The following is a 7,298-nucleotide window of genomic DNA, read 5'->3' as shown; positions in this document are numbered from 1 at the left end:
GGGGAACGGCCCCGAGCCGACGCGGGTCGTGTAGGCCTTGATGACGCCGATCACCCGGTCGATGCGGGTGGGCCCGACGCCCGCGCCCACGCAGACGCCGCCGGCGACCGGGTTGGAGGAGGTGACGAAGGGGTAGGTGCCGTGGTCGACGTCGAGCATCGTGGCCTGGGCGCCCTCGAAGAGCACCGTCTCCCCGCGGTCCAGCGCCTGGTTGAGCAGGAGCGAGGTGTCGGCCACCATCGGGCGCAACCTGTCGGCATACGACAGGAGCTCCTCGACCACGGACTCGACCTCGACGGCTCGACGGTTGTAGACCTTGGTGAGCAGGTGGTTGCGCACGTCGAGCGCCGACTCGACCTTCTGGTGCAGGATGCCCTCGTCGAAGAGGTCGGCCACCCGGATCCCGACGCGGTTGATCTTGTCGGCGTAGGCCGGGCCGATGCCCCGACCGGTGGTGCCGATCTGGTTCTTGCCGAGGAATCGCTCGGTGACCTTGTCGATCGTCGAGTGGTAGGACGCGATGACATGCGCGTTGGCACTGACGACCAGCCCACCGAGCTCGACGCCACGCTCCAGCAGTCCGTCGAGCTCGCGGAACAGCGCCTCGGGGGAGACGACGACCCCGTTGGCGATGACACTCGTCGCGCCCGGCGTGAGGATCCCGCTCGGCAGGAGGTGGGTCGCGAACTTCTCGCCGTTGACGACGATCGTGTGACCGGCGTTGTGTCCGCCGCTGGTCCGCACGACGTAGTCGATGGTTTCGGTCGTGGCGAGGAGGTCGGTGGCCTTGCCCTTGCCCTCATCGCCCCACTGGGCACCGAGTACGACGATTGCGGGCATTGCAGCCCTCCTGAGGTGAGACGGCACGGAAAAACAAAGGAGCCCCGGCGCAAGTGCACCGGGGCTCTTGCGGCCACACGTTAGCGCACCGGGACGACAGCCTCCCAGTTGTGCCGGCCACGATCTCGTACGTCAGGCAGCAACGCCGGACGTCGGCTACTGTCCGGCGCGTGGACCCCATGCTCGTGATCACCAACTCAGATGCAGGCACCGCCGACGAGGAAACCCTCAAGTCGGCGTTGTCGATCCTGCGCAGGACGGTGTCGATCGAGGTCGCGGCGACGTCGAACCCCGGCGAGCTCGACGGAGTGCTCCACCGTGCGGGGTCTCGCCGGATCGTGGTCGCCGGTGGGGACGGCAGCCTGCACGCAGTGGTGTCGGCGCTGCACCGGCGCAACGAGCTGACCGGCAAGACGCTGGCCCTGCTGCCGCTGGGCACGGGCAACGACTTCGCGCGTGGCACCGACATCCCGCTCGGCATCGAGGACGCGGCGCGCCTGGTGCTCGAGGGGCAGGCTCGCCCGGTGGACCTCATCGTGGACGAGACCGGGGAGATCGTGGTCAACAACGTGCACGTGGGAGCCGGCGCGCAGGCAAGCCGGCGCGGTCACAAGTGGAAGAAGCGGCTGGGCAGCGTCGGCGTCGGCAAGGTCAACTTCGGCAAGCTGGGCTACCCCATCGGTGCGCTGCTCGCTGCCTTCGAACCCCCCAGCCAGCGGTTGCGCGTGGAGGTCGACGGCAAGGTCGTCAACGACCTCGACCGTCCGGTGATGATGGTGGCCATCGGCAACGGCGCCAACGTCGGTGGTGGCACCGAGCTCACTCCGGACGCCGACCCCGAGAGCGGACGCATGGACGTGATGATCTCCCGAGCGGTCACCATCGGCGCCAAGATCGGCTACGTGGCCAAGCTCCGCAAGGGCGAGCACCACGAGCGCGACGACGTCGTGTACCTGCGCGGGAGCGAGGTGTCCATCCGGGGCGAGGACTTCTACGTCTCAGCTGACGGCGAGGTCTACGGGCCCGAGCGCAGCCGCACGTGGCGCATCGAGCCTGCGGCGTACAACATGGTGCTCCCGCACTAGATCCAGCCGCGACGGCAGGCCTCGGCGCCCGCTTGGAACCTCGTGTCCACGCCCAGGTCGTCCATCATCGCGGCCACGCGTCGCCGGACGGTCCGCAGGCTGATGCCGAGCTTGCGCGCGATGATCTCGTCGGTGGCGCCGGCGACCATCTGCTCGAGCAGGAAGCGCCTGAGGTCCGGTCGCGCCTCGCCGATGTCCAGCTCGGGGACCGGTGCCGCGCGTGCCCAGAGCGAGTCGAACCAGTAGGTCAGCGCCATGACGATCGATCGCTGCCGGACGTGCACCCGCGGCTCGTCGCTGAAGCCGAGCGGCTCCGGCAGGACGGCATGGTCGTGGCCCAGGATGAACATGCGGGTGGGGAGCTCGGAGATCACCCGGATCTGCTCGCCGATCCGGGCCCGGGCCTGCAGCGCCTCGGGCGCCTCGGTCAGCGCCCGCACCGGATAGATCGCGCGTGACTTCCGGCCCGTGGCGATGACCTCGCCCAGCGCCTGGCTCAGTGCGGCCTCCCGCGGCATGGCCCACGCGTCTGGACGCAGCCACAGCATGTCGCCGCGGCTGCTGCGCAGCATCAGGCCGAGCAGGTCGAGCGCATTGCCGCCCGAGCTCAGCTCGCCGTCGATCGGTCGGACGTCTGCGAGGTCGCTCTCGTCGGGGCGGGTGGAAGCCGCCACCAGGTGCGGCACGACTTCGGCCAGTGCCGTCAACCGCGCCCCCGTCGTCTCCGCCACGCGTGCTTCACGCTGGACCAGGGCTGCCACGACGCTTGGCAGCGGCGGCACGACCACCCGCTTGCCCTCCAGACGCACCAGTCCCAGCTCCAGCAGCGGCGCGAGGTCGTGCAGCAGGTGGTCGAGCCTCAGCTGCACCAGGCGGGCCACCCCCAGCGACGTGTGGCCCGAGGCGGGGACGACCTTGAAGTAGAGCTCCTCGGCCGCGCGGTCCAGGCCCAGGGCGGCCAGGACGGACGAACTGACGGGCGGCTGCATAGTTTGGCAGATTAGTGCCACCGGCATGCGCGAGCCAGTTGGCAGGCAGATGCCAGCGCATACTGGTGCCCTCGTGCTGCTCTGGGGGAGCGGCACGACGCTCCACATCAGGAGCTAAGCGTCGGAGTCGCCACGGGGGACGACTCCGACGCTTCTGCGTTTCGCGAGACCTCCCGATCGGCCGATAGCCTTGGCGCCCGAGCGAGACCGATCAGGGAGAGACGGCACACCCATGGCACGCGGCGGCAAGCAGGGCGGACAGCACGGCGGGCCCCACGACGGCCCAACCGACTGGGTGAGCCGGGCGGCAGACGACGCGGTCCGTCACGCAGGTGAGGGCAACCTCGTCACCGTCGCCTCCGGGGCCAGCCCGTCGGGCCCGATCCACCTCGGCAACCTGCGCGAGTTCCTCACTCCCCACTTCGTGGCCGAGGAGCTGCGCAGGCGAGGCCTGGCCGTCCGCCACCTCCACTCGTGGGACGACTACGACCGCTTCCGCAAGGTCCCTGCCGGGGTCCCGCCGGAGTGGAGCGACCACATCGGTCGTCCGCTGAGCGCCGTACCCGACCCCTGGGAGTGCCACGTCTCGTGGGCCGAGCACTTCAAAGAGCCGCTGGTCGCCTCGCTCGCCGAGATGGGCGTGCAGATGGAGGAGATCAGCCAGACGCACATGTACCAGGCCGGCACCTATCGCGAACAGATCCTGCATGCCATCAGGCACCGCGACCGGATCGAGGAGGTCCTCGGGCGCTACCGCACCAAGGCCGCGCCCGCCGCGGAGACCGAGGAGGAGGCCGCCGAGCTGGCCGAGTCGGTGGCCAACGACGACCAGGACGACGATGGGACCGCCGGCTCTGTGAGTTCCTGGGCCCGCTTCCCCTACAAGCCCTGGTGCGGTCAGTGCGGACGCGACACGACCGACATCACCTCCTACGACGACGACACAACCGACCTGGCCTACACCTGCCGGGTCTGCGGGTTCACCGGCTCCACCAACGTCGCCACCCAGGACGCCGGCAAGCTGGTCTGGAAGGTCGACTGGCCCATGCGCTGGGCGTGGGAGAAGGTTGACTTCGAGCCGGCCGGGCTCGACCACATGACCCCCGGATCGAGCTACACCGTCGGCCAGGAGCTGGTCTCGTCCGTCTTCGGCTGGCAGGCACCGTCGCGGGTCACCTACGCGTTCGTCGGCATCGCCGGCATGCAGAAGATGTCGTCGTCGAGCGGGGGCGTGCCCACCCCCGCCGACGCGCTCGCGATCCTCGAAGCACCGATGGTCCGCTGGCTCTACACCCGCCGAGCGCCCAAGCAGGCGTTCACGATCGACTTCGGACCCGAGGTGGTCCGGTTGTACGACGAGTGGGACGCGCTGCGACGCAAGGCGGCCGACCCCGCGAAGCGCGATGCACAGGTGCTCGCCTTCGAGCGTGCCTCGTCCACGCACGACGGTGGCCCGTTGCCCGTGCCCGAGGTCGCCGTCCCGTTCCGGACCCTGTCGTCGATCGCCGACGTCACCGCCGGCTCTGCGCAGCTCATCAGCGCGGTGGTCGAGCACGTCGGCTTCCCGCACGCCGACGTCGACGAACTCGAGCCGCGACTCGGCCGGGCGATGGCCTGGACGGCCTCCCTGCCTGCCGATGAGCGCACGACGGTGCGCGAGACCCCCGACACGGACCGCCTCGCGGCACTGAGCGAGGACGAGGAGCTCTGGCTGCGGATCTTCCTGGACCGGCTCCCCGAGCAGCTCGAGGTCGAGTCGGTGACGACGGTCGTCTACGGCGTACCGAAGGTCGCGCGGGGGCTCGGTTTCGAGGACGCCCCGACCGACCAGGTCAAGGCCGACCAGAAGGGTTTCTTCACGCTCCTCTACAACCTGCTCGTGGATGCCGACCGGGGCCCGCGCCTGCCCACGCTGATCGTGGCCCTCGGTCATGACAAGGTCCGGGCCCTGCTCGGCAGACCTCCGTCCGACTGACTCGCGAGCCCTGCGCCATCCTGCCCCTGCGGCTCCAGCTGGTCCGTGACAGGCTGACGGCATGAATCATGTCGACCTGATGGCTGGCCCCCCGCCCACGCACCTGCCCGTCGACCCGGCGGCCGCCGAGCTCGCGAACGGCGAGGACCCCGCTGCCGTCGTACGCCGCCATCCGGCCTCCCCCGCCGCGTGGGCCGGGTTGGCCGAGCAGGCGAAGACCGCCGGCGCCGACGACGTGACGGTCTACGCCTACTCGCGGGTGGGCGACCACCGCTCCCTCGACATGCTGCGCCGCAACGGCTGGAAGGGCCACGGCCCCGTGCCGTGGGAGCACGAGCCCAACCGCGGTTTCCTCGAGTGCCTCGCAATGCTCGCGCTGGCCGCTCGCGCGATCGGCGAGACGCACGAGTGGGAGCGCTGCTCGGAGTTCCTGCGCGACTCCAGCCAGTCGGCGTACGACGCCCTTCTGCACGACTGAGCCCCCGAGGGAGCGTCGCCGCGACGATCCGCGGCGGACCACGGCCCTTGGAGGAACCCAAACAACGCCACCGAGCAGATGACCGCGCCGCAGGTCGAGTCCTGGGCCCTCACGTGCGAGAAGAACGGCCAGGTCCTCGAGACCGCGTCGATCGTGATCGACCGTGGCCAGCAGCTCAGCATCGACCTGAAGGAGTGCGCGCGCGGCTGGAACCACTGACCCCCCGAGAAGACGACGCCCGCCTCCTCCGGGGAGGCGGGCGTCGTCGCGTTCACACGAAGGAGGAAGGGCCCCCGGGGTTCAGCGCGGGATCTGGAGCCGGAGCAGCTCTGACTTTCCGTTGCTGGGGTTGGTGACGGTGACCACCACGGTGCCCAGGGGCTGGGCGGAGAGGGCCTTGCTCTGAGCGGTGAGCGCTGCCGCCCGCCTCTTGAGCCTCTTGGCCTTCTTGACCAGCTTCTTGGCCTTCTTCGACAGCTTCGCGGCTTGAGCCGGCGGGGCGGTCCTCGCCTGCTTCGTGACCTTCTTGGCCTTCTTGAGCAGCTTCTTGGCCTTGATGAGGGCTTGCTTTGCCTGGGCCAGCAGGAGGGCCGGTCGGACCTTCGCGGCCTGGACGGCGGCGATGCCCGCTGGGGTCGTGGACAGCACCAGGTTGCCCGAACCGCCCGCTGGGATCGTGGCCGAGCCCGAGCCGAGGGCGGTCGTCACCTGGCGTGCTACGCGCGCCTGCTGACGCGGAACGACATCACCCCAGTTGAGGAACGAGGCCGTGGCGGTGACGTGGGTGTCGATCGGTCCCGACGGCAGGATGCTCGTCAAGGGGATCGTGAACGTGGAGAGCGTCGGCGAGAAGGCACCCCCGGTGCCCGGCGTCAGGACCACGCCCGTCGTTCCTTCGAACGGGTCGACCGCCAGCGACTTGCACTGGCCTGCGGCGAGGGTCTCGTAGCGAAGGTTGTCGACGAACGTGGCACTGTCCAGGATCCCGTCGCCCTGGTCGAAGATCGTGAGGTACAGGGAGTTGGTCGAACCAGGGACGACCGGTGTCCGCGCGATGAGCCGGAGCGTCGCGCCGTCGTAGCTGGTGCCGGCTGCCAGCTCGGCCGTCATGGCGCTCGGCCCCGAGCCGTCGATTGAGATGACGTCACCGGCACCGGCAGCGAAGTTGCCGGGGGCTGTGAGCGACTGAGTCACGGGATCAGCGGTCACCGACCACGCGTTGAGCTGGGCGATGAATGCGTCGTTGTAGCCGGAGTTGACGAACTCAGGAAACTCTTCGGAGAGGAACCTGAAGTCGAAGGCGAGGCAGTTGCCAGCAGCGGCGCCGAGGTCGATGCGGAACACTTGGTGGTCGTACACCCCCGCACCGATGGCCGCTGCGTCCAGCCCCCAGTCGTAGCCCGAGCCCCCCTCGGTGTTCGGGTCATCTGCCAGGGAGGCGTTGCCCGAAGTCATGATCGCAAAGGTGGAGCCGTCCGTCGGGAAGCCCGCGAGCGGGCTCGTGCCGACGCCGGTCGGGCATGTCGTCTCGTCCTCTGGCGTCGCACCGTCGTCGAGCACGCACGCGTAGTCCACGGCCATCGACGCACCTGTGGTGGTCGCGGTGCCGACGAGCGCCGACGCCAGGGCGGCCGGATCGTCGCCCGGCGTCACCGCAGCACCCGCCGACGTCCACACCAGGCTCACGGCGATCCCGCCCGCCGCCACCGCCGCGGCACGGCCTCGCTGCCTGCCAAGGATCGAAGATCGCATTGCCGTTCCTCCCTCGAGCAGGCCGAGCCCCTCCCAGCCGGCTATGACGCTAGCGGCGTCGGCTGCGCGGCGAATCCCGCATTTGGGCTATGTCGGTGCCGAGTCAGGAGCTGAGGGTGGTGCCTGCCGAGCGGAGGTTCTGGCAGGCCTCGACGATGCGCTCGGCCATCCCGGCCTCG

General features: G+C 69.8%; 7 protein-coding genes. 4 read left to right on the top strand and 3 right to left on the bottom strand.

Annotation, left to right across the window (positions count from 1 at the left end; all coding sequences use genetic code 11):
- Nucleotides 1-840: adenylosuccinate synthase (locus JWN68_RS17355; RefSeq protein WP_297741262.1), on the bottom strand; the 840-nt coding region annotated here is incomplete at its 3' end.
- Between the two features lie 179 nt (nt 841-1,019).
- On the opposite strand from JWN68_RS17355, the gene JWN68_RS17350 reads away from it, so the two are divergent.
- Nucleotides 1,020-1,925, top strand: a complete 906-nt coding sequence (locus tag JWN68_RS17350) for a YegS/Rv2252/BmrU family lipid kinase (protein ID WP_297741264.1) — start codon at nt 1,020-1,022, stop codon at nt 1,923-1,925.
- Here JWN68_RS17350 and JWN68_RS17345 read toward each other — a convergent pair.
- On the bottom strand, nt 1,922-2,914 hold the full coding sequence (locus JWN68_RS17345) for a DNA-binding response regulator (protein ID WP_297741260.1): 993 nt from the start codon (nt 2,912-2,914) through the stop codon (nt 1,922-1,924). The two genes, JWN68_RS17350 and JWN68_RS17345, sit on opposite strands and share 4 nt — an antisense overlap.
- A 232-nt stretch (nt 2,915-3,146) precedes the next feature.
- Here JWN68_RS17345 and lysS point away from each other — a divergent pair, with 232 nt between their 5' ends.
- From lysS to JWN68_RS17330, 3 genes are all read left to right on the top strand, one after another.
- A complete protein-coding gene (gene lysS, locus JWN68_RS17340; RefSeq protein WP_297741258.1) occupies nt 3,147-4,889 on the top strand; it encodes a lysine--tRNA ligase in 1,743 nt (580 codons plus the stop codon).
- Between the two features lie 61 nt (nt 4,890-4,950).
- Complete coding sequence (locus tag JWN68_RS17335) at nt 4,951-5,367, top strand: DUF3151 domain-containing protein (RefSeq protein WP_297741256.1); 417 nt, start codon at nt 4,951-4,953, stop codon at nt 5,365-5,367.
- A gap of 78 nt (nt 5,368-5,445) precedes the next feature.
- Entirely contained in the window at nt 5,446-5,586 is a 141-nt protein-coding gene (locus JWN68_RS17330) for a hypothetical protein (RefSeq protein WP_297741254.1), read from the top strand.
- 81 nt (nt 5,587-5,667) lie between these two features.
- On the opposite strand, the gene JWN68_RS17325 is transcribed toward JWN68_RS17330, so the two are convergent.
- Nucleotides 5,668-7,119, bottom strand: coding sequence for a choice-of-anchor L domain-containing protein (locus JWN68_RS17325; RefSeq protein ID WP_297741252.1), 1,452 nt, complete (start codon nt 7,117-7,119; stop codon nt 5,668-5,670).
- Between the last annotated feature and the right edge of the window lie 179 nt (nt 7,120-7,298).

The organism is Nocardioides sp. (assembly GCF_025964975.1).
GTDB lineage: Bacteria > Actinomycetota > Actinomycetes > Propionibacteriales > Nocardioidaceae > Nocardioides.
This window is presented reverse-complemented; position numbering and strand designations above follow the sequence as displayed.